The sequence below is a fragment of the Paenibacillus sp. GXUN7292 genome (genome assembly GCF_050864975.1).
GTDB lineage: Bacteria > Bacillota > Bacilli > Paenibacillales > Paenibacillaceae > Pristimantibacillus.
On sequence record NZ_JBOZWO010000009.1, the window covers coordinates 86719 to 109361 of the forward strand.

The 22643-nt window shown below is 43.6% G+C and carries 17 protein-coding genes; 2 read left to right on the forward strand and 15 right to left on the reverse strand.

All coding sequences use genetic code 11. The features are described 5' to 3' along the window. Window positions 1–66: 66 nt before the first annotated feature. From ACRRU2_RS10255 to ACRRU2_RS10315, 13 genes are all read right to left on the reverse strand, one after another. The gene (locus tag ACRRU2_RS10255; RefSeq protein ID WP_432501309.1) at window positions 67–1764 is read right to left on the reverse strand and encodes an ABC transporter substrate-binding protein; all 1698 of its coding nucleotides are present in this window, start codon (window positions 1762–1764) and stop codon (window positions 67–69) included. A 30-nt stretch (window positions 1765–1794) separates the two neighbouring features. Beyond that, window positions 1795–2670, reverse strand: coding sequence for a carbohydrate ABC transporter permease (locus tag ACRRU2_RS10260; protein ID WP_331699683.1), 876 nt, complete (start codon window positions 2668–2670; stop codon window positions 1795–1797). Window positions 2671–2686: 16 nt separating this feature from the next. Next, complete coding sequence (locus ACRRU2_RS10265; RefSeq protein WP_331699765.1) at window positions 2687–3541, reverse strand: ABC transporter permease; 855 nt, start codon at window positions 3539–3541, stop codon at window positions 2687–2689. A gap of 306 nt (window positions 3542–3847) precedes the next feature. Continuing rightward, window positions 3848–5347, reverse strand: a complete 1500-nt coding sequence (locus ACRRU2_RS10270) for a response regulator transcription factor (protein WP_432501311.1) — start codon at window positions 5345–5347, stop codon at window positions 3848–3850. A gap of 12 nt (window positions 5348–5359) precedes the next feature. Beyond that, a complete protein-coding gene (locus ACRRU2_RS10275) occupies window positions 5360–7120 on the reverse strand; it encodes a cache domain-containing sensor histidine kinase (protein ID WP_432501313.1) in 1761 nt (586 codons plus the stop codon). Window positions 7121–7350: 230 nt separating this feature from the next. After that, on the reverse strand, window positions 7351–8151 hold the full coding sequence (locus ACRRU2_RS10280) for a carbohydrate ABC transporter permease (protein WP_432501408.1): 801 nt from the start codon (window positions 8149–8151) through the stop codon (window positions 7351–7353). A 75-nt stretch (window positions 8152–8226) separates the two neighbouring features. Beyond that, entirely contained in the window at window positions 8227–9105 is an 879-nt protein-coding gene (locus ACRRU2_RS10285) for a carbohydrate ABC transporter permease (RefSeq protein ID WP_331699686.1), read from the reverse strand. A gap of 541 nt (window positions 9106–9646) precedes the next feature. Then, window positions 9647–10984 (reverse strand): ABC transporter substrate-binding protein, encoded by a 1338-nt coding sequence (locus ACRRU2_RS10290; RefSeq protein WP_331699687.1) that lies wholly within the window; start codon window positions 10982–10984, stop codon window positions 9647–9649. A gap of 177 nt (window positions 10985–11161) precedes the next feature. Beyond that, on the reverse strand, window positions 11162–11983 hold the full coding sequence (locus tag ACRRU2_RS10295) for a response regulator transcription factor (protein ID WP_432501317.1): 822 nt from the start codon (window positions 11981–11983) through the stop codon (window positions 11162–11164). Further along, window positions 11983–13791, reverse strand: a complete 1809-nt coding sequence (locus ACRRU2_RS10300) for a sensor histidine kinase (protein WP_432501319.1) — start codon at window positions 13789–13791, stop codon at window positions 11983–11985. The genes ACRRU2_RS10295 and ACRRU2_RS10300 overlap by 1 nt, the downstream gene beginning before the upstream one ends. 412 nt (window positions 13792–14203) lie before the next feature. After that, the gene (locus tag ACRRU2_RS10305; RefSeq protein WP_432501321.1) at window positions 14204–15085 is read right to left on the reverse strand and encodes a sugar phosphate isomerase/epimerase family protein; all 882 of its coding nucleotides are present in this window, start codon (window positions 15083–15085) and stop codon (window positions 14204–14206) included. A gap of 21 nt (window positions 15086–15106) precedes the next feature. After that, on the reverse strand, window positions 15107–15964 hold the full coding sequence (locus ACRRU2_RS10310; RefSeq protein WP_331699691.1) for a sugar phosphate isomerase/epimerase family protein: 858 nt from the start codon (window positions 15962–15964) through the stop codon (window positions 15107–15109). Continuing rightward, entirely contained in the window at window positions 15961–17019 is a 1059-nt protein-coding gene (locus ACRRU2_RS10315) for a Gfo/Idh/MocA family protein (RefSeq protein ID WP_331699692.1), read from the reverse strand. The genes ACRRU2_RS10310 and ACRRU2_RS10315 overlap by 4 nt, the downstream gene beginning before the upstream one ends. A gap of 145 nt (window positions 17020–17164) precedes the next feature. On the opposite strand from ACRRU2_RS10315, the gene ACRRU2_RS10320 reads away from it, so the two are divergent. Beyond that, the gene (locus tag ACRRU2_RS10320) at window positions 17165–18040 is read left to right on the forward strand and encodes an AraC family transcriptional regulator (RefSeq protein ID WP_331699693.1); all 876 of its coding nucleotides are present in this window, start codon (window positions 17165–17167) and stop codon (window positions 18038–18040) included. Between the two features lie 27 nt (window positions 18041–18067). On the opposite strand, the gene ACRRU2_RS10325 is transcribed toward ACRRU2_RS10320, so the two are convergent. Further along, window positions 18068–19606, reverse strand: a complete 1539-nt coding sequence (locus ACRRU2_RS10325; protein WP_432501325.1) for an ATP-binding protein — start codon at window positions 19604–19606, stop codon at window positions 18068–18070. Between the two features lie 529 nt (window positions 19607–20135). Continuing rightward, window positions 20136–21530, reverse strand: coding sequence for a threonine synthase (gene thrC, locus ACRRU2_RS10330; RefSeq protein WP_432501327.1), 1395 nt, complete (start codon window positions 21528–21530; stop codon window positions 20136–20138). Between the two features lie 441 nt (window positions 21531–21971). On the opposite strand from thrC, the gene ACRRU2_RS10335 reads away from it, so the two are divergent. Further along, window positions 21972–22613: a DUF4358 domain-containing protein gene (locus ACRRU2_RS10335; protein ID WP_432501329.1), complete on the forward strand. Its 642-nt coding sequence runs from the start codon at window positions 21972–21974 to the stop codon at window positions 22611–22613. Window positions 22614–22643: the final 30 nt, after the last annotated feature.

Genomic DNA, 22643 nt, shown 5'->3' on the forward strand with positions numbered 1-22643 from the left:
TTAGCCTCCCTTGATTTTTCATTTTCGCTAAGCCGCCTTATACAGGCGGCCTGTCTATTACATGAATTATTTGCCCATTTGCTGCTTTAACACATCATAAATATCCTTGGCTAGAAAGGCGTTGGCGCTGTCATTTTTGTACCAGTTTTCAAACCAGTCCTCCACTTTCTTACCGTCGCCTTTATTCCAGGTATCCATTGCATCCTTCATCGCCTGCTCTGGCGTATACCCCTTGCCGCCAACAACAGCCTTCACCCAAATATCATCGATCGGCTTCGTTAAATTAGAAGAGATTAAATCGAGATCCTTAGGCAGCTGAGGCATATGCTCAGGGTGAGTAATTTCAACATAGGGCTTGCTCGTATCCAAATAAATTTGCTGTGCAGCTTTATACATTTCGAGCCCTTCCGCATGAATGGGATTGGATGCAGGATCAAAATCAACCTCTATCTTGCCGCACTTATCATCCGGCAGAAAGGATGTCATCATTTGCAAATCGATTGACCAGGAAACTTCATTTTTAGACTTTTCCAAATCGGCAGATTGCGGACAGCCATTGGCATTCAAGTTCCAGTGCTCGCCTTCATTGCCGTATTTAAGCGTTCTGGCCGTTTCCGGCTTCACAAGAAAATCGATATAATCCATTACGGCCTCCGGATGCTTTGCTTGCGCGTTGACAAACGCTGTAGCTTGAACAGGATTAGTGAAAGCCGGGTTGAATTTGCCTGCTGGGCTTTCCGGATAAGCGATCGGCACAACCTTGGCGTTCGGATCATTTTTCTTCAAGCTCGCGAGCTCATTGTTAACGAAGCTGATCCAGTTGATTTGAAGCGGATAAATGCCCAGCTTGCCGTTAATAAAATCCTGCTTCGCCTTTGCCCCATTATTGTCATTCAAATAATCGCGGTCAACGATGCCTTCTTCAAACAGCTTTTTCTTGAATTCTGACATTGCTTTGAAATTTTCCCAATTCCGCGTTAGCTTCCCGTCCTCAACTACCCATCGTGTCGCTTGAAATATTTGGTCGATTACAAAACCGGACTGAAAGCTGAGCGCGATTCCATAAGTATCCTTCTGTCCATTATCGTCCGGGTCCTGCTCGGCAAACGCCTTCGCTACCTCGTAAAGCTCCTCTGTCGTTGCCGGCACTTTCAAATTCAGCTTCTCCAGCCAATCCTGGCGAATAAGCAAAGTATGAATAGGAGCAACCTCATTCAAACGGGCAAATTCATATAGCTTGCCGTCTGCTTTAAGCCCAACCTTTTTAAGTACCGGATATTCCTCCAGCAGCTTCTTGTATTCGGTGCTGCTGCTTTCAATAAGCCCGTCAATCGGCATCATTTGCTTCTGCTCATAGATTGGATTTTTAATATGCGGCGCTACTTCAAAAATAACATCCGGCGCACTGGATGATGCGAACAGGACATTCAGCTTCTCTCGTGATTCCCAGCGTGGCACCGCGACAAACTTCACATTGTGCGGACCGTTTTCGTTAATCCATTTTGTCCAGCGGTTTTCCTCCACTGTCCCTTCCGTTTTAGGCACATTACCCCGATCATACACGGTAACTGAAATATTTTGCTTCTCCTTTGGCTTCTCCGTTGCCTGACTGTCGTCAGTTGATTTGGGCTGGGTTGAACTAGTGCTGCCAGGCTCAGTATTACTTGGGGTATTATTGCTGTTAGACGAACAAGCAGCAAGCAGCACTCCCATTACCAACAACGCGCAAACAGCAGAAAGCTTCCATTTTTTCATTAGTGTCATTCAGAATACCCCTTTACAGATATGAATTTTCTATCCTTTAATAGAGCCGATCATAACGCCCTTGACAAAGTATTTTTGAAGAAACGGATATACCGCCAGCATCGGAATAATAAGAACCATAACGCTGGCAGCCTTTAGCCCTTCCGGCGTAATACTAGCTGCATCGTCCGGTGAAATATTGACCATTTCCTGCAGCACCGACTGCTGACGAATCATTTGCTGAACAAGTACCGTCAAATTGTATTTATCCGTTTCATTCATATAAATAATGACGTTCATAAAGGCATTCCATAAGCCTACACCGTTGAAAAGCGTGATTGTTGCCAGTACAGGCATAGACAGCGGCAATATAATTTGCAGCATAATTCTCCACTCACCGCAGCCGTCAATCCTGGCAGCATCGTCGATTTCGTCGGGGATATTGACAAAAAAGGTGCGCATGACCAGCACATTGTACGTGCTTACAAGTGCCGGAAGCCAGATAGCCCAATACGTATTAATGACATGCAGCTCCTTGAGCACCAAATAGGTCGGTATTGTCCCGCCTGAAAACATCATGGTAAACACCATGGCCAGCATAAAAAATTTACGGCCTATAAAATATTTTCGGGATACCGGATAGGCGGTTAGTATCGTGCATGCTACCGACAGCAACGTGCCGATAACCGTAATAATCAAGCTGTTATAAAACGCATCGACGATTCTTGTGCCACTCCATAGAGCAGCATAGGATTCCAATGTCCAGCCAACCGGCCACAGCGATATGCGTCCTGATGCTACAGCATGTGTATCGCTAAGCGACAGCGCCATAAGATGGACGACCGGCAGCAGGCAGCTGAGCGCAACTAACAGCAAAAAAATATAGTTGATCGCGTAAAAAATCTTTTCTCCTGTTGTTGATTTCATAAAGCTCCTCCTGACGTTACCATAGTCCCTGATTGTATTTACGAGCGATGGTATTAGCTAGGATGACTAGCATAAATCCGACCAGGCTTTCAAATAATCCCATGGCTGTCGTCAAGCTGAACTGGCCTCGCTGAATTCCGACAGTGTAGATATACGTGCTGATTACGTCAGCTACCTCGGATACAGCGCTATTTTGCAGCATATACACCTGATCAAAGCCGACATCCATTACCTTGCCGACATTGAGTATAAGCAGCAGAATCACAGTTGGCGCAATGCCAGGAAGCGTAATATGCCAAATTTGCCGCCATTTGCTCGCTCCATCCATACTTGCCGCTTCATACAGGTTAAGGTCGATGGCCGTAAGCGCCGCCAAATACAAAATGGCGCTAAACCCCATTTCCTTCCATACGCCAGATCCGATAAAAATAAATATCCATGATAGCTTTTCGTACAAAAACGGGTATGGCTTGCCAAATAAAGCGGTTATCCATTTGTTAATCGTCCCTGAATCTAGAGCAAATAAAGATACGATAATGCCCCCAATAATAACCCAGGACAAAAAGTGCGGCAGATACACGATCGTCTGCACGGTGCGTTTAAACCATGACTTTCTCACTTCGTTAAGGAGTATCGCCAGCACGATTGGCACCGGGAAACCAATCAATAGGCTTAACACGCTTAAAACTAGCGTATTACGAATAATGTTGAGCGTTTGTGCCTGATTGAACAGCAGCTTGAAATTGTCCCAGCCTGTCCATGGACTTCCGAATACGCCGTCTGTCCAGTTATAATCCTTGAATGCAATCATAAGCCCGCCCATTGGTGCATATTTGATTACGATAAAAAACAATATGGCCGGCGTGAACATGATAAAAAGCGGGATATTTTGTTTCCAAAGCTGCTTTTTCCATGCACTGCGCGTCTTCGAAGCCGTTCCTGCTCCGCCGGCTCTCCCCAATTCCTTCTGTTCCGCCGTAGTCATCGTCCCCTCCTGTCTTTTCTACTGCTCCTAGCAACGCAGCAGTAACTGTTGGTTGTGCTTACATGATTAATAGTAGAGTTTTCTTGCCATGGGCGCCTTGAATATCTAGCCACAAATCTATAGATTTTTGACATACAGTGGAAAGGAGTGATCTTGCGCAGAATACAGCTGGGAGCAAGAAAAAGGCTGAATCTATTGATGCAGCCTGCGGAATTCGGTTGGAGACACATTTTGTGTCCGATTAAATACATTGGTAAAGTAATTTGGATCGTTGAAACCAACTGCCGAAGCGATCTCAAACATTTTCATGTCAGTATTACATAGCAGGAGCTTCGCTTTTTCCATGCGTACCTTCGTCAAATAATTCGTATAGGTTTCGCCGGTTTCCTTCTTGAAAAGCTTGCTGAAATAAGTGACGCTCATATGAAACATCTCGGCTACAGTGCTTAATCCACACGTTTCCATATAGTTGTGTTCGATATAATTCAACGTTTTGTCAATGACATTATTGTTCATATTCGCTTGCCATGTCTGGAAGCAGGCTATGAACTGCTTCGCCAGCTCCTCAGCCCATTGCAGCAGCTGATCTGATGTGCTTGCAGCCTGAAGCCTGTTCATTTGCAGTCCCATATCAAGCTGCCCGTTTTCCTCGGTGAGAAATCCTTTGTAAGTTTGCTGCAGCGCTTTTGCAAATATAAGCGCATCCACTTTTGCGCTTTCCACTGGTTTCTTCGCAAGCTTTGAAAGGATATCCTGCAGCTGGCTTTTAATTTCTCCGATATTGCCAAACATAATGCCTGTAGCTAAGCGGGTATGCATCTCTTTTATTTTCGCCTGATTAATAGTATGCGGGGCGCTTGACAGCTCCACTGGAGCGCTAACGGGAAGCTGGTAGGCTACTTCCTTCATTGCTCCCCCCTGATAGATCGTTACTGCAAGACCAAGGTACTGGCCGACAGCTGCAAATATAGCTTCACTCAGCGCCTGCGGCTCATCGTTGACCGTTTCGAGCAGCAGGGCAAATTGATCAAACTCCAGCGAGATCAAGCGGTAATGCGAACAAGACTGCTCGCTTAGCTCCGACACGATATTAAACAGGGCAAATTGAAGCAGCTCCAGATCATTTTCCTTATACTGCCGTGCTTCTGGAAAATAATCATTTACCTGCAGCATAAAAATTTGATAGCTTCCATAAGCTTCCCTCACTCTGGCAACAAGCTGCTCATCACAAGGCAGCCGCAGCAAAATCGAACGCAGCACATGCTCCTCCATCGCATGCCGCTCAGTCAAGTGGCGCGCCTTGGCGAGCGCCGCTTCCCGGAAATGGTCATAGGCTCTTTGCAGCACTTCTTTGAGCACCTGCTCGTTGCAAGGCTTCAGCAAAAAATCAATGGCTCCAAATTTCAAAGCAGACTGAGCATATTTAAAGTCCTCGTAGCCCGTCAATATGATGACAGCAATCTCTTTTTTATGTTTATAAATATATTCAGCCAATCCTATGCCATCCAGCAGCGGCATGCGTATATCCGTTAATATCAAATCAGGCCGAAGCTCGTCCAGCATCTCAATAGCATGCTGCCCATTTTCTGCTTCGCCGACAACGGTCCAGCCAAGAGAATTCTGCTCCAGCATTTTCATCAGCCCTTTGCGAAACAACATTTGATCTTCTACGATTAGCAGCTTTCCAATCATTGTTACTCCTCCTTATGCTGTTTCCACTGAGGCAAGCGGCTCATAAGGCAGTCTTATCGTTACAGTTGTTCCGCTCCCTTGCGTGCTGCTTACTTCAACTCGATACGGCTGTCCATATAGCAAATCTATGCGGCGTATTACACTGCGCAAGCCTGTCGACTTTCTCTCCTTATAATCGTGATAATCATCTGCGGCAAAAATACGGTCGAGCTGTTCCTTTGACATACCGGACCCGTTGTCCGCTATTTCGATGACTACATCATGCTCCCGTCTAACCGCCCGTATGATAAGCCGCTTATCACTTGCAAGCTCACGAAATGCATGCACAAAAGCATTTTCTACGACGGGCTGGAGCAGCAGGCGAGGCACAACGCAATCCAGTCCTTCCTCGATAATCAGCTCCGCCTGAAAATGATTTTCTACAAACGCAGCCTGCAAGTCCAAATAATGCTGAATTTGGTGCAGCTCTTCGCGCAAGGTAGTTTTCTTATCAACCCGCTCTAGTGAATATTTGAGCAGATCAGATAACGCTGAAACCAAATTAGCAGATTCTAAATCATTTTGTATGTATAATTTCCAATACAGCCCGTTAAGCGTATTGTACAAAAAATGCGGGTTGAGCTGCGCTTGAATCGCTCTTAGCTCCGCATCCTTTTCACTTAGCTGCCGAATATAAACCTCTTTGATCAGCGATTGGACATTGCTCGCCATTGCATTAAAGCTTTCGCCCAGAAAAGCTAGTTCATCCTTTGAACGCGGCTTTACGCGCACATCAAAATTGCCTTCGCGCATAGCCCTCATCGCCTTTACCATCTCCTTAACAGGCCGCAGCATACGATGGCTGAACAGCACAATCAGCACGCCGCTCATCACAATCGCTGCCAGCCCGGAAACTAAACTGATGTTAAGCAGCACCTTGCTTTTGCTCTGGAAGGACTCTAGCGACGCCCGGCTGATAAGTGTAAACTGATTAGCAGTTGAGTGATTAACCGCGTATAAAAATCCCCCCTTCTCCTCTTTGCGGACAAACACGCTGCTGGACAATACCGGCATATCCGGCAAGAGCGATTCGTCATCGTCGGAATAAAGCAGCTGATTTCTTTGCTCGAATAAATAGACCTGAGAATCGGTCCCTTTCGTCAAATCATATAAAGTTTTAGCAAACAATCTTTCGTCAATTACCATAACCAGCAAACCGTATCTTTCCAGTGACCGGTTATTTTTCATCCAACGGGAAGCAATAATAAAGTCTGTCTTTTCATTCTCGTTAAAAGGCGAGACGATTTCCCTTTTCAGCCAGATCAACTGGCCGTTTGACTGCTCCACATTGCGCAGCACATCTTCAAATATTGCAGGCTCAAGCTGTCCGATTTTCTCATTCATATGACCAAAATAGTAATTAACGCCGTTCAAATCATAAAAATAAACGGACTGAATATAAGGCTCGTCCAGTTTAATTTGGCGGAGAAGGCTCTGCAGCTCTTCATGCTCTAGATAATTATCGAAAAGGTTGTCACGCTTTGTCATTAAATTCGTAACGACCTTCTCTATAACACTATTAAACACAATGCTGTTGGAAATACGGTAGATTTCCTGTATACGCAAGTCCAGTGTAGACATAGCCTGCTCATTAGCTTTGCCGTACTGCTCGCTAACCTCTTCCTCAAATAGCTGAAGATGCGTTCGATAAGATAAAAAACCTGTAATCGAGCATGAAAACAATATAATGCAGGATAAGCCAATAATAAATTTGGCATTCATGCTTATTTTCAAAACGCGCTCCCCCTCGCTACGTTTTTAAACAAGTAGAATATAGCATGTCATTTCATGTTTCTCAATTGTAAATTGAATATCAAGGGCTCCGCCGTCCTTTGGAAAGGCGAGTTTACCGGCGAATTATAAGAACAAGTTTATAGAAAAAAACTTATAAATTTTTATAATTCAAAACAAAAAAAACCGCCTCCTAAGGAGTACGGCTTTTCTTTAGTCGAATACGATATGCATCAGCCTTTCACAGCAGAATTCGAGATACCCTGAATAATGAACCTTTGCCCGAATAAAAACACAATGATCATTGGAATAATGCCTGCTGAGGCTGCCGCCATCATTCCGTTATAGTCGACTGTATTTTCCAAAATAAAGCTTTGCAATCCGAGCGGCACGGTATACAGCTTCTCATCAATTAAAAACACCAAAGCATTCTCGTAATCGTTCCAATGCCAAGAGAAATCGATAATAGCCAATGTAGCAAGTGCTGGCTTAGCTAGCGGCAAAACGATTTGAAAGAAAATTCTCAAATGTCCCGCACCGTCGATAAAGGCGGATTCTGAAATTTCATAAGGAACAGACATGAAAAACTGCCTCATCATAAACACACCGAAGATCGTAAACATGCCTGGCAAAATAAGCGCCAAATGCGTATTATAGATGCCTGCCCACTCAAACATAATAAATTTTGGAATAAACAAAACCTGAGGCGGCACCATCATCATCGATAGATAGAGAACAAATAATACATTTCTTCCTTTGAATTGAATACGAGCAAACCCATATGCAGCAAATGCGGATAAAAAAACTGCTCCTGCCGTACTGATAATCGATATTTTCAAGGAATTTAAATAATAGGTTAAAAAGCTTTTGTCGCCCGACCATACTTTTATATGATGATCCATAACCGGCTTATCTGGAATCCACTTAATCGGAAACTGAAACACTTCACTTGGCGTTTTAAAGGACGTGCTGATCATCCACAAAAAGGGAACGACCATCACGATGCCGCATGCGAGTACAAGTAATGTAATCATAAATTGCTTGAGATTAAAGAGCTCTTTTCTTTTCTCCCATTTTGTCAGCGATGCCTTCATCCTGCTTCCCCCTCTTTAGTAATGAACCCAACGTTTCTGTCCTGCCCATTGCACCAGCGTAATCAATAGGATGATTAGGAACAGAGCCCAGGAAATCGTTGAAGCATAGCCCATTTCATAGTAGCGGAAAGCATTTTGATACACATACAAGGACAAAATCGTCGTACTGCTGCCCGGGCCGCCTTGTGTAATGGCTTGAATAATTCCAAACGTTTTGACAGTCATTATCATTCCTGTTACAAGCAATAAAAAGGTCGTTGGGCTGACGAGCGGCCAAATGACCTTGCGCAGCAATTGAAACGGCCGCGCTCCATCGATTTTGGCCGCCTCGAGCAGCTCAGGAGATACCTCCTGCAATGCCGCCAAATAAATAATCATGTTGTAGCCGAGCATAAACCAAATCCAGATAATATCAATCGCAATCATGGAAGTATCCGTAGTTGACAGCCATCCTGGCGGCTTGGCAATCCCGATCATTTTAAGTGCGGCATTAATGGGGCCTTGCGTCGGCTGGAACAGAAGCATCCATACAAACGCAACGGCTACGCCGCTTGTAATATACGGCAAAAAGTATAAAGCCCTTAGCAGCTTTTTAAGATACAGCTTTTGATTCAGCACAACGGCCACGACAAAAGCCAGCGCGATGGACACCGGCACAGACAATAAGAAAATGGCCGTATTTTTTAAGGAAATATAAAACACTTCATCGTTAAGCATACGTTTAATATTGGCAAGGCCGATAAACTCTACATTCGGATTCATAAATTTGTAATTTGTGAACATTAAATAAAAGGAGTATATCGCTGGCAATACAAAAAATACGAATATCCCTAGCATATTCGGCCCGATAAACAAATAGCCAAGCTTGCTTTGCCGTTTCATCCAGTTGTTCATTCAACCGCCTTCTTTCTCTTTATGTCACTCTAAAGATAACAAGGACTGGCGCACAAATTAAGGAACAAAACCACCTGATTGATATAACAATTATTCGCAATTGCGGAACTAGGAAAGAAATGTTCTATTGTGCCAAGTAAGCGTGACGATTTGCTGGACAGACATGCCAAATTTACTATTGCGCCGTATGCGTGACGGTTTGCTGGACAGACGATCCAAATGTACTATTGCGCCGTATGCGTGACTGCTAGCTGGACAGACGATCCAAATGTACTATTGCGCCGTATGCGTGACGGTTAGCTGGACAGACGATCCGCTATTGTGCTTAAATTGCTTCATTTGCGCGATAAAAGTGACACTCGTTCCGCTATTGCTCCAAAAACACTAAGAAAAGGGCAGTAAATGAGCGAATAGCGGAACCTGTGACCGCGAAACTTCAAAAATTGCATTATTTGGGCGAATAACGGAACGTGTGTCCGCGAAATAAAAAAAGGGCAATCCCCGTCATGTTCATGACATGGGATCGCCCTGGTAGCGCTGCTTATTTTTTCAAAAACTCATTATGGCGCTTCACCATATTCGCAACTGTATCTGCTACGCTTTGATTGCCTAGGAAATACTTCTCATACTCCTGTCTGCGCATGTCCTTCATCTCTTGTGGAATGCTGCTGACGAACGTAACGGTCGGATCTTCAAACAAAACATAATTCAGTGAAGGAACATCATAAGTAGCTTCATTGCCGCCGAGCAAGCTCTTCAGCGCTACCTCCTGATCGACTTCCTTGGAAGCCGGCAGTCTTCCGCCCGCAGCAAGCGGCGTCATTCCTCCATCGGTATACCATTTCAAAAATTCCCAAGCTGCTTCTTTATGTTTCGTCTTGGCGTTAATCGAAACAATATCACCAAGGCCCCCGACGATATGGAAATCTTCCGGATTATCCATCATTCTTGGAACTGGCGCAAAAGCGATTTCAAAATCACGCGGGAAGTCTGTAAAATTGTTTGAGCTGCGGATCAGCCATTCTCCAATATTGAGCATAGCCGCTTCACCGCTTAGGAATACATTTTCAACCGGCATTTTGGAAGTAATTTGTTCACCTAATGGAGGAGTCGATTTATCTTCGCTCATCATGCCGTTCATTAGCTCCAGCCACTCCACGATTTTAGGATCATCCATATTCGAAGCGCCGTCCGCTTTGACATAGCCTGTTTTATCCAGAATAGAATCCATAGGGCCAGGGAATGTTTCTAGATGCTGAATAAAGCCATAACGATTATCCTTCGTCAAAATTTTGGCATACTCACGCAGCTCCTGCCAAGTCCATTCCTTCGGCACTTCAAGTCCCGCTTCATCAAGCATATCTTTATTCAAGGCGACAAAGTTTACGCTTTTTTTAGTTGGAATGCCATAAAACTTTCCGTCTATCTTCCACGATTCTGAATCCGGTCCTATTTTTTCAACGATCGGATAATCTGTGAATTCGCTTAAATCAAGCACGGCTCCGGATTCAACTCGCTTCGTCAACCTTGTTAGATCGTAGCCAACGAATAAATCAACATTTTGTCCTGTCAAAAGCGCTGTATCCAGCTTCAAGTTCCCTTCGTCATCATTTACGAAACGGATATACTCGACTTGAATATCAGGATTCTCCGCATTCCAATTATCGACTGCCGCTTGAGGACCTGATTCCGGCGGAACGCCTCCCCACATCGTCAGCTTGATTGGTGCATCCTTCGAGCCTCCGCTGCCTCCGTTATTCCCCGGATTGTTAGAAGCAGCTCCCCCTCCGCCTTCATTTCCTTTACTGGAGCAGCCTGCAAGCAAGCCAATAGCAAGCATGCATACGAGCAATACTGTAAGCCATTTTCTGTTGTTCAAAGTGCCGACCTCCTCTTGAATTGTTGCTTTCGTTATATTTGCCATCGCTGACATGTTTAGCTTAACAATCAGAAGTCCAACACTGAATAAACAAATCTGTCAAATTGATAGAACAATTATTAGCAAATTTGAGCTTTGTCATAGACATAGTTTTGTTCAATCATTTTCCGGTCGCCGTTATTCATGCTGCTTGCGATACTGGCTGGGCGTCTCATTGGTGAAGCGCTTAAATATTTTAATAAAATAATTATCATTAACGAAGCCTACCTTCGCTCCGATTTCAGAAATGGCTAATTTTGAGTTCTTCAAATACCAGATCGCTTTCTCCACTCTGACCTGATGCAAATAATGAATAAGCGTCTGCCCCGTTTTCTTTTTAAATAAGGAGCTGACGTAGTTCTCTCCCATAACGACATACTGCGATAAAAACTTTACAGATAAATCCTCGGCATAATGCTCTTCAATATACGCAATAATCTTGTTTACTTCCGGATGAGTTATTTTTTCTTCTTCTAATTTGATTCCAACGGCCGGATGCTTTGCCAAATCTTCCGAAGCTGGATTGTTTTTGCTTGGAGCATTAGTCCCAGTCCCTTGAACAGATGCTGTCTCAGCCAGCTCTTTATTTAATTCCTCTCTAATTTTGCCCAGCGTTTCACGCAAGTCTTTTACATTCATAGACAGCTTCAAAATATAGTTGGAGGCGCCGTATTCCATCGCTTGCCGCAAGTATTCAAACTCACTCATGCAAGTGAGCATAACAAACTTCGTCTTGTAGCCAGCCTCTCGCGTTTTTTTGAGCAGCTCGATTCCGTCCATTTGCGGCATAATAATATCTGCCAGTACGAGATCGGGCTTCATATCATGAATAAGCTGCAGAGCTTCAACGCCATTGCCTGCCTCCCCCGCTACCTCAAACCCCATGCTGTTCCAATCGATCAGCTCCTTCACCGATTCCCTAACGAACACTTCGTCTTCAACAAGAATGACTCTCCACATCACACTTCCCCCATTTCTTGTTGTTTTCCATTTAACATTTCATACGGCATAGACAGCAGCAGCGGAATTTCTATGCGGGCATGCGTACCTTTTCCTGCTTCAGCATCTTTTAATATGAGGTGACCTTTTTCTTTAAACAGAAGCTCCAGACGCTCCTTCAGATTGGAGATGCCAATGCCACGCCGTGTTCTTCCGGGGCGTTGTTCCGCTGCTTCTTTTAAACCAATGCCATTATCAATAATATCGATTCGCAAGCGGTCCTTCTCTGCTTTAGATATTTTGATCTTAATTTTGATGTTATCTCCATTAGCTCCAATGCCATGGCGGATTGAATTTTCAACCAGCGGCTGAATACTGAACTTTGGCACTAGTGCAAATTGCGTGTCCTCCTCGCCCTCATATTCCACCTCAAGATTATATTTAAAACGGATTTGTTGAATATGGACATAAGCTTGTACGAGCTCCAGCTCATCCTTCAAATGAATCATATCAATCTCCGAATTTAGGCTCATTTCCAGCAGCTTTCCGAGTGCCACACACATTTCCTCTATGTCTTCATTTTGGCTTCGGATGGCGCTCCATTTCATCGTATTTAACGTATTCAACAGAAAATGAGGATTCATCTGAGACAGCAGCATTCTAAAATGCACTGCTTCCTTTTGCCGTTCTTCCTCTTTCAGCTTTTGGATTAAAGTATTCATATCGTCCAGCATCGTATTGAAGGTTCGGGTCAGCTCAAGAATTTCACCAGAGTATTTATCCTGCGGCAATCGGATCCGCAAGCTCTTATGAACCGCATCGCGCATCTTTTTTTGCAAATGATATAATGGACGGGTAATGGTAGAAGAAATGATAAACGTCATCATAATGAACAATGCCATAAAGGCCGCAAACGTTAAAAAATATTGGCTCTTCATCATCTCTATTTCACTGAACAATATTTCGGACGGCGTCCGATTTACCATATACCAATCAAGCGTCGGAATATAACTGTAATTAACTAGCGCTGCAGAAGTTTTATCAATAAAATAGCCCTTTTCTCCACCCTCAATAATCCGCAGCATAGCTTCCTCTGATAGACTGAGCTCAGTTGATGACTGAGCTACCATTTTCCCATCGCCAGTAACCATAAAATAGCTCTGATCCCGTGATGAGCGATGTATAACAGACTTGAACCAGTAGTTGTAATCAATGCTAATCCGGGCAATGCCGTAAGGCTTCATATTATTTTTTTTATCCTTGAAAGCCATGTACATCGATAAAAGCTGCTTGCTGGAGGAAATATCGTTCGAAACATAGTTTTCATCATTCGTAATCCATTTGGCATAGCTATCGCTATTCAACACGGTGCTGAACCAATCCTTGCTTTTATAGTCATCATATTTCAAAGCCCGTCGAGGCTGAAATGACGTATAAATATTGCCTTTCAAATCAAGCACGGTGTAATAAACAAATGGATTAAGCAAAAACAAGCTGTTGTTAATGGAGGTAAACTTTTCTTCCATTTCCCGTTTATTACCCAGGATAGATCCTTCTTCAGGCTGAAGCAGAATCGATTTGACTTTCAAATCCTGCTCCAGCATAATCCAGGTTTTAAAGGCGATACTCATTACGTCCTCGAGCGATTGAATAATTTGCTCCAGCTGATCATGGCTTTTCTCGCTGATTTTTTGCTGGATAACGAGTTCAACCCGCTGATAATTATAAAAATGCAGCACACTAAATGGAATTAAAATGAGAATAAAAAAAGACATAAATAAACGATACTTTAGCTTTTGCGGAAACAGCCTTTTCCAAATTGCCCCCACGAATTGCGTCCCCTCTCCGCTATATGTCATACTCATCATTTCTGTGATTTTATTATAGCATCAGTCCGCATGCACAGAACGGTTCTGGGCATTTTGTATAGTTATGCTGCATTAGTAACTTCTGACAACAAAGATTTGTTCTATCAAGAAAGAACAACACAGTCGTCCTTCTCAGACGTACGGTTTCTTCGAGAATTATAAGAACTAGTTTATAGTAAAAACATATAAAGTCTTATAATTTAAGGATAAACGACTCCGCCGTCTTTTGGACAAGGCGCGTTTACTGGTGAATTATAAGAACTAGTTTATAGTGAAAACTTATAAATTCTTATAATATCAAGGATCGCAAAAAAAAGAATGCCTAACAGCTGCTGCAGCCGTTAAGCATTCTTCTTATTTTATAATGAAATGATTAGCCTTTCAGCTTTTTCAAGAAATCTACGGCAAGCTGAATATCAGCCTCCGGATTCGTGCCTACCTCGCGCTCAATCGTTAGGTAGCCTTTATATCCGATATCTTGAAGCGCCTGCAAATAGGCCTTCCAATCTACGCTGCCCTCGCCAAGCGGAACTTCACGGAAAGCAGCGCCGGATTCAGCCATTTGAGCAATAACATCATGATCCATGCCTTTTTCAAAGCCAAGGAAGCCATATACTTCACGAGGATCAACCGGGCGAAGCTGAATGCCGTCTTTGGCATGCGTATGCACGATGTAATCCTTCAGATTGTGTACGCCTTGCACCGGATCATCGCCTGTAACCATGACCATATTAGCAGGGTCAAAGTTGACGGAAACACCTTTGGAGCTTAGCGTATCCAGGAAGCTCTTCAAATGTGCAGAGGTTTCCGGACCTGTCTCAATTGCAAAATAGGCGTCCATTTCGCTTGCGAATGTGCTCAGCTCGTCACAAGCTTTGTGCATTGCTTCGTAAATCGCAGAGTTTTTGTCGTCTGGCACAATACCGATATGAGTCGTAACAATGTTCGTCCCCATATCCATTGCAAGCTCCATAATGCGCTTGGATTCATCGATTTTTTGACGATTAGCCGATGCATCCTGGAAACCATGGCCACCCAAGTCCCCAACGATTGCGGAAATTTCAAGACCTAGCGATTCAATATAGTCACGGTATTCTTTTCTCGCCGCAGCATTTAGCGCTTGTGGAGAAAATTCACCTTTAACTGCATAAATTTGTACGCCATCGGCGCCAGCTGCTTTTGCTTTCTTCAAGCCCTCACGCACGCCTACCTGATAGCTGTCTACAATGACACCAATTTTATTTTCCATTGCCATTTGTTATACGCCTCCTCGGTATTATAGTGAGTTCCAAACCTGCTTCACATAGTTAAAGCCAAGCTTCGTTGCATTTTTGCACTCTTCCATGCCTTCAAACTCGATGGACAAGTAGCCGTCGTATCCGCTGCCTTTTACGATGCTGAGCACCTGGCGCATGTCGATATCGCCATGGCCGACGATTGTGCCTCTTAGCCAGTTGCCGTTCGTCGTATTGAACCAACCATCGCCTGGCTGTCTGTCTGCAGGACGGTAGAAGAAGTCCTTGATATGAACCATAGAAGCGATAGAAATATTGTTTTTAACTGCTTGAATTGAAGGCTCATCCGCACATAGGAAGTTGCCGACATCTAATGTTGTTCTGAAGTTTTCACGATCTACCGCATGAACTAGTGCTTGCACGCGGTCGCTGTGTTGAATGAAAAAGCCATGGTTTTCCACGCTTGTAATAATGCCGTATTGCTTCGCATGATCAGCAATTTCGCGGCAAGCATCAGCAAGGCGCGGCAGCTGCCTAAGGAAGTTGGAGATCGAAAGATCCTTCGAGGAAGCAACATCATGACGCATGCGCTTAACGCCAAGCGCTGCTGCTGCGTCCACTTCCTTCTTCACACGCTCGATTTCTTTGCGGTAATCTTCATCGTTCAAATCCGCAAAGTTTGCGCCAATCGCATAGTTGGACAATTCGATACCGCTTTTCGCAGCTTGATTTTTAATCGTATCGATCATTTCCGGCTGCTCGACAAGATTGTAGCCAATCGGAACGATTTCAACATGATCTGCGCCAATCTCAGCGACATAAGCAATAATGTCGGTTACTGACATTTCGCCTGCGGCATATGCTTTATATAAACTATAAGTGCTTACTCCTAATTTCATAGTCTTACCTCCGCGCCTTTAGCTGCTGATTCATAAATTGCACATAGAATCTTCATCATTTCTACACCGTCAGCAACTGGGCTGATTGGCTGCTTATTATTTGTTACACAATCAATAAAATGATTGATTTCATTTTGGAACGCGCTCACAAACTCGAATTTATCGCTGTCTGTTTGCGGAACAATATTTAGAATAGTGTCGTTTTTCTCGGAAACAATAACGAGATTAGGATCGATTTCAAAGCCGCCCTTTTCACCGTAAAGCTTGATCGATGCTTCATCCTTTTTGGCATGCAGCGTAAAGCTCACATCAACCATAATAGAAGCGCCATTTTCAAAGCGAATCATAGCATTTGCCAAATCTTCAACCGTATTCTTCGTAGCATCATAATCCGCTGCCTTGTAGTGGGACAGGTTTTTGATGTTTGCACGGTTGCCAAGCTTTTTGTAAGTATTTGCGCTAACCGATACTACTTTTGGACGGCCCATCATGTACCAGCAAAGGTCAATGGCATGAACGCCGATATCAATAAGCGGTCCTCCGCCTGAGCGCTCAATATCTGAGAACCAGCCGCCTGGGTTGCCGAAGCGGCGAAGATTAGAAGCCTTGGCATAATACAGCTCGCCAAATTCACCTTTATCAACCATATCGCGCAGCATCTGCGCATTGGAATCGTAACGGCGAACATAACCAACCTGCAACAGCTTTCCTGTTTCCTCCACAGCTTTTTGAACCGCAAGCGCTTCCTCTACTGTGCGGCAGAGCGGCTTCTCAACAAGCACATGCTTGCCTGCACGAAGTGCTGCAATACTAATTTCAGCATGGGTGTTGTTCCATGTACAAATACTAACTGCTTCTACCTCAGAATCAGCAAGCAGTTCATTATAGTCTGTATAAACCTTCGTTGCGCCGTACTTTTCTGCAACCTGTTTTGCACGCTCTTCATTCAAGTCACAAACAGCATAAATTGTTGCACCATCATGCTTGTGATACGAGTCCAGATGCATTTGTGAAATCGAGCCTACACCAATAACGCCAACCTGTACTTTTTTCATACCCCAGTCACCTCAATTAGTATACTTCATACAAATAGTGTATTATCTTCTCACTACGTATTATAATGTAATGGAAACAAGTTGCCATGAATCGGTGTGCGTTTTATTTGTACTTTTGTGCTATTCAGGAGGAGGTTCCTGCAATATGAAAAAAATCGAATCGCTGCGCGAGACGATGAATATGCCCAATCCCAATTTTCCTATAAAGGTGCATCGCATTAACTATGAGCAGTATGGAAAAGTCGTGTTTCCGCATCACTGGCATGAGCACATCGAAATTCTGTATGTCGTAGAAGGCGTTGCTAATTTCGAGTGCGGCTCCAAGCCGATTATTGCCAAAGCGGGCGATATTGTTGTCGTGAACAGCAATGAGCTTCACTATGGCGTAAGCTTATCCAACAAGCTGTCCTATTACGCGCTAATTGCAGATTTATCACTGCTGCAAAGCCAATTCGTAGACGCGGCTGAGAGCAAATTCATTACGCCGATTTCGCAAAATCGGCTGCTGCTGCACAATTATATTAAAGATGACAGCGCTGCTCAGCGATGTATGATGGTTATCGTCGAAGAGCTGTCGCAGCAGCAATTCGGCTATGAGCTTGCCATTAAAGCCGAGCTTTATCGTCTGCTGACGATTTTGCTGCGCAATCACGTTGCAACAGAGCTGTCACAGGACGAATATGTACAGCGCATGAAAAATATAGAGCGGTTTGACCCCGTCTTTCAATATATAGAGGAGCACTATTCCGAGGAGCTTTCCGTAGATTTGCTGGCGGATATGACCGGGCTTAGCCGTTTTCACTTCAGCCGCCTGTTCAAGGAGATCAGCGGAAGAACGATAACCGAATATATAACGGCCATTCGGCTTGACAAGGCCGACTACCTGCTGCGCCATAGCAGCCTGTCAATAACCGATATAGCAGCTAGATCCGGCTTCAACGATATTTATTACTTCAGCCGCACGTTCAAGAAGCACAAGCAAGCCTCTCCTTCTGCGCTGAGGAATCGTGCGCTGAAGTAAACATATCCCTTGCTCTTAAATACAAGATTATTTCAAATGATCCACTAACGCTTGCTGCAGGGTGCCTTTTGTAATTGCTTTATGTTCGAAGGACAAGCCCGACCGAATCATCATTTTCACGATCTCCGGCCGGAGCCCAGTTACGATTGGCTGACCACCCAACATAGTAATCCCATCTAAGACGTTGATAAGCTTTCTAACGATATCGGGCTCCATCTCCATTACACCAGACAAATCAATGATTAACGTTTCGATTCGCTCATTGCCGATTTGCGTAATGACTTTGTCCTCAATCGTGTCGGCGCGGGCCTCGTCGATCGTGCCGATCAAGGGCAGAATAGAAGTTGATGGCGTCAACGGAATAATCGGAACGGAAAGATCCGTTACCATTTCTCGCTGAGCCAGTATCAGATCATCTTTAAAATGCGAGTAGCTGATGAATAGTTGATTAAGGAATTGATCCATTAACTGATTGATGTTTTTTTCCAGGTTAAAATAATGCTCCTTGCTGGCGTTTTGGTTGTGCTGTCGATCATAATTATACAAAAAGTCCCACATGACACGTCGAACTGCCTGGATCCATTCCAATTTGAAGGCGAGAGTTAACGAATGCTTCGCCCATGTAATTCCTTCCTGCTTTGCAAAAGCAATTACTTCATACTCTTTTCCTTCAATAACGAATAGCACCAGCTTATGAGCGTTATCCAACAAGTTAATATTCCCGATGGCAAGAATTTCTTCGATTTTATCCCGGACGCTGACCGCTTCCATCAACAAGCGTCGTTCGAAAACTTCTCGGTTTACTATGAAAAAATCTGTCAAGTTCGTCGTTTGTTCCAACTCCAGACAAATTACCTCTTTCCATTTCATATTCTTTGTTTCTTTCGGAAAAGTAATTGTAAATTTGGTTCCCGCGTTTTCCATGCTCTGCACTTCGACCGAACCGTTATGCTGATAAATCACCGAGTATACGAGAGTCAGCCCCATCCCGGTACCATTTGCTTTCGTCGTAAAAAATGGAGTACCCAGCATACGAAGCTTTTCATGCGGGATGCCTACACCATCGTCCTGGATACAAACTGTCACTTCATCCTCAGTTGACAAGTGCTCAATATGGATCGAACCTTTTTCAGGGATAGCCTCGAAAGCGTTTTTCAACAAATTGAAAAACACCTTTTTTAATTGATTCTTTTTACCCAAAATGTATGTGCCTGGTTCTTGCAAATTGGTATGAACAGAAACCCGATAAAATTGATCCTGGAACAGCTGTGTCAACGATTCCAGCTCGACTGTCAAGTCAATCGATACGTAAGGCTCTTCCTCTAAATCAGGCTTAGACACATGAAGTAAGTTTTGCAAAATATCAATTGCATTCTCTAGCTCTGATTCAGCAATTTCTATGTAATCCCTTTCATTTCTTTCTTTTAACAACTGTAGAAATCCTTTGACGGCAGTCAGCGGGTTTTTAACCTCATGGGCGATACCCGCGGCTATTTGTCCGACAGAAGCCAAATGGCTTAGATGGAAGTCGTTTCTTGTTTTATCTGTAGATCCTTTCTCCTGCATCCTGAACAGCCTCCGATTTACAATTGTCCTATTCGATTAAATTTACTTATCATACTTACTAAGCTTACCACTGTACACAAGCAGAAGCTCTAACCAAACTTAAATTTCCTTGCATTTAAGTCGAGTTGACTTGCTTCGTCGCAGTTGTACTGACAATAATGAACTTCTAAGGGTTGCCACAAACGCTATTCATGAAATTATGATGGTTATAATTTTCTAACGGTTGCAATTGCGCTTAATTTCCCAAAAAACACTGATTTTGCTCAGGAAAGGGTGCAATAACGCTCGTGACAACCCTTACATTTTCAAATGAGCTGAAATAAACGAAATAGCCTCTCCAGCAACCGTTAAGCAGTTAAGGCAGTTGATTTTAAAGTGCGCTTTCCCTTTTATGCCGATTTTGCTCTGCGAAAGTTAAGCTATAAACTCCTATAATTCAAACAAAACCCGCTAAATAATTAGCGGGTCAGAATAATAACACTATGACATGGAATAAATATGTGTTGCAGGGAATGCCCTTCTGCCGCTGTTAACTATTGTAGAACTTCTCCAGCTCGGCTACGATATCAGCCAATACGCCATCAACAAGCGTTTGACGCTGAGGCTTATCGAATAGCGCTGTAATTTGCTCTGGGAAGGATTGCTCAATGCCGCAAAGCTCAATCGCTTCATTGAATTTCGCTGGATGAGCCGTAGCAAGAGAAATAGTGATTTCCTTTGCAGGAGCGCATTTCTCAGCTGCAGCTACGCCGCAAGCAGAGTGCGGATCAAGCAAATATTCGCTTTCCTTGTTATGGTGAGTAATTGTAGCCAGACACTCGTTTCCGCCTACGCCATGCGATTTGAATTCTGCCTGCACCTTGGCAAGTGCCTCTTGCGAAATTTCGATTTTGCCCTCAGCCTTGAATTGCTCCATAAGCCCGGCAATCGTCTCTGGATTTTCGTCAAGCACATAGTACAAATAGCGCTCAAAGTTGCTCGCAACTTGAATATCCATCGATGGCGAGTATGTCGCGCGGAATTCGCCCGGCATATAGATGCCCTCATGAATAAAGCGCTCAAGTATATTGTTTTCGTTAGTAGCTAAAATCAGCTGATTAACCGGCAATCCCATGCGCTTCGCCAAATAGCCTGCAAAAATATCACCGAAGTTGCCTGTAGGCACGCTGAAGTTAACTTTAACAGCACCAGCTTGCTCCGCCACGCGGAAATACGCATAGAAGTAATAAACCGTCTGTGCCATAATGCGTACAAAGTTGATTGAGTTAATAGCTGCCAAATGATTTTTTGCTTTGAAATCAAGATCAGCAAACAGCTCCTTGATCATGCGCTGGCAATCGTCGAAGTTTCCTTCTACTGAAAGATTCAGCACATTGTCATCCATAACAGTTGTCATTTGCAGCTCCTGCACGCGGCTTACTTTGCCGTTCGGATGCAATATACAAATTTTAATGCCTTCCTTGCCGCGAACGCCCTCAATGGCCGAAGCGCCTGTATCGCCCGAAGTTGCGCCAAGAATATGAATCTTCTCGCCCTTCTTCGATGCTACATAGCTGTATAATTGCCCCATAAATTGCAATGCAATATCCTTGAACGCAAACGTTGGGCCGTGGAATAGCTCTAGCAAATAAAGCTCGTCATTTAATTTATGAACAGGTGTAACTTCAGGTGTACGGAAGGTTGAATAGCTGTCTTTAATGAGCTGCTTCAAATCCTCCTGGGGAATTTCTCCGTTCGTGTATAATTCAAAGATGGCAAGCACTAGCTCTTGATAGCTTAATTTTTGCCAATCTTTCAATTGCTCAGCTGAAACTGCCGGAATTTCTTTTGGAATAAGAAGACCGCCATCATTTGCAAGCCCCATCATAAAAGCATCAATAAATCCGATATTGCCAACCTTGCCTCTTGTACTAATGTACTCCATTTAAAGTTCCTCCTACAGACCGCTCAAAGTCAATATTTCGCAAAAATGCTGTTGTATGCATTTTATCATCGTTTGCCTGAAAAATCGAATAAAACTGTGCATTAATAATAAAAAACCAGCGCGATTAAAGCCCGCAACAGTCTTTTGTCATTAGATGCTCTTTAAATGATCCATCAGTCATCGGGCTGATCATGGAATTATTTCACAATCTACCGCAAATAGTAATTGGAGCGGTACATCCAAATGTTTCACAAATTCCGCTATTTCAAAGCAATAATCGAATATACAAACATAGAATCTCCATCTGTTCAATTGTAAAAAAACACCTATATGACTTAGTTCAGAAGTAGCAGGTTTAAGTAAGTATGCAACAAAATTTGTCCCATACCCGTTTGAGATAATGTGGACCACAACTTAGACATAAAGGAGCATGAGAAACATATGAAAAAAAGAATAATTGCATTTATGCTAGTAATCGCAATGGGACTTGCCTTGACAGCCTGTGCTGGCAACGACAAAAAGGATCCTGAAGCTACGCCTCCAACTGAGCAAGGCGCAAGTGACAACTCCGGCAATGGTGCTGGCAACCAATCAAATGACAATGATGGAGATAAAGATAAAGAACCTGACAATGACAATGAACAGCAGCCTTCCGATAATGATGGCAATGGCGCGGCTAACATTACAACTGAAAGCACACCTGCCGAGATGGTGGACGCTATTTTAAGCATAGTTGAACAGCCATCTCTTATAGCGATGGATGCGCAAATGGTAAAAGATATGTATCATTTGGACCCGGCGATTGCTGAACAGCTAGCAATCAAGATGCCTATGATGAATGTGAAAACGAATGAAATTGCTATTTTCAAAGCAAAGGACGATGCGTCCAAGGCTGCAATTGAAGAAGGCATGAAAAAGCGTGCCGCCGATGTTCAGAAGCAGTTCGAAACATACTTGCCGGATCAATATGAAAATGCGAAAAATTATAAAATTGTAACAAACGATAAATACATGCTATTCGTTATTTCTGAGTCGGCCGATCAAATTGTTGAAACCTTCAACAGCTTCTTTGAAGCAAAATAAAACGACCTTCTACTAACTAGAGAAAGATGG